Origin of the sequence: uncultured Tateyamaria sp., assembly GCF_947503705.1 — a bacterium.
Classification (GTDB): domain Bacteria; phylum Pseudomonadota; class Alphaproteobacteria; order Rhodobacterales; family Rhodobacteraceae; genus Tateyamaria.
The window spans coordinates 1-964 of the sequence record NZ_CANNES010000026.1; the positions used below are offsets into that span (position 1 = coordinate 1).

Annotated in this window: 1 protein-coding gene; it reads left to right on the top strand. The window is 61.7% G+C overall.

Annotation, left to right across the window (positions count from 1 at the left end; translation table 11 throughout):
• The coding region (locus Q1A44_RS21835) for a C4-dicarboxylate TRAP transporter substrate-binding protein (protein ID WP_299629549.1) at nucleotides 1-952 on the top strand (952 nt) is incomplete at its 5' end.
• Nucleotides 953-964 lie beyond the last annotated feature (12 nt).

The window sequence follows — 964 nt, forward strand, 5'->3', positions numbered from 1 at the left end:
GGCCACTGAGTGGAATGTTTCTGTTTGGGGTAAGCGTCGTGCTTTTACGGAGCATGTTGAGAAGTTGGCGGAGTTGGTGTCTGCGAAGACGGGTGGGGAGTTCACTCTGAACATCAGCTATGGTGGTTTGTCGAAGAACCGTGAGAACCTGGATGGGATTTCCATCGGGGCCTTTGAGATGGCGCAGTTTTGTGCGGGTTATCACCGGGACAAGAACCGGGTGATCACGGTGCTTGAGTTGCCCTTCCTGGGCGTTGAGAACCTGGAGCAGGAGGTTGCCGTGTCGGCGGCCGTTTATGCGCATCCGGCGGCCACCGAAGAGATGGCGCAGTGGAATGCCAAGCTGCTGATGACTTCGCCCATGCCCCAGTACAACCTGGTGGGCACCGGCGATCCGCGCGATGATCTGGCCGATTTTGAAGGCATGCGGGTGCGGGCCACGGGCGGGATCGGCAATGCGTTTTCCGCCGTGGGCGGTGTGCCCACATCCGTGACGGCGACCGAGGCCTATCAGGCGATGGAATCGGGTGTGGTCGACACGGTGGCCTTTGCCCAGCACGCGCACCTGTCCTTTGGCACGATCAACCAGGCGGACTGGTGGACGGCGAACCTGAACCCCGGCACGGTGAACTGCCCTGTGGTGGTGAACATCGACGCCTATGACAGCCTGCCCGACGACCACAAGGCGGCGCTGGACAGCTCGGTGCCCGAGGCGATTGACCACTATCTGGCCAATTATGCCGAACTGCTGGAGCGCTGGGACAGCGTGCTGGAAGAAAAGGGCGTGACCAAGGTCGAGATCAGCGCAGACGTGATCGCCGAGTTCCGGGCCAAGGCGGCTGATCCGATCCGCGACGCGTGGATTGCGGACATGGAAAGCCAGGGCCTGCCGGGTCAGGAGCTTTATGATCTGGTGGCCCAGACGCTGGCCGACGCCAAGAGCGGCAGCTGATCCAGGAATGGG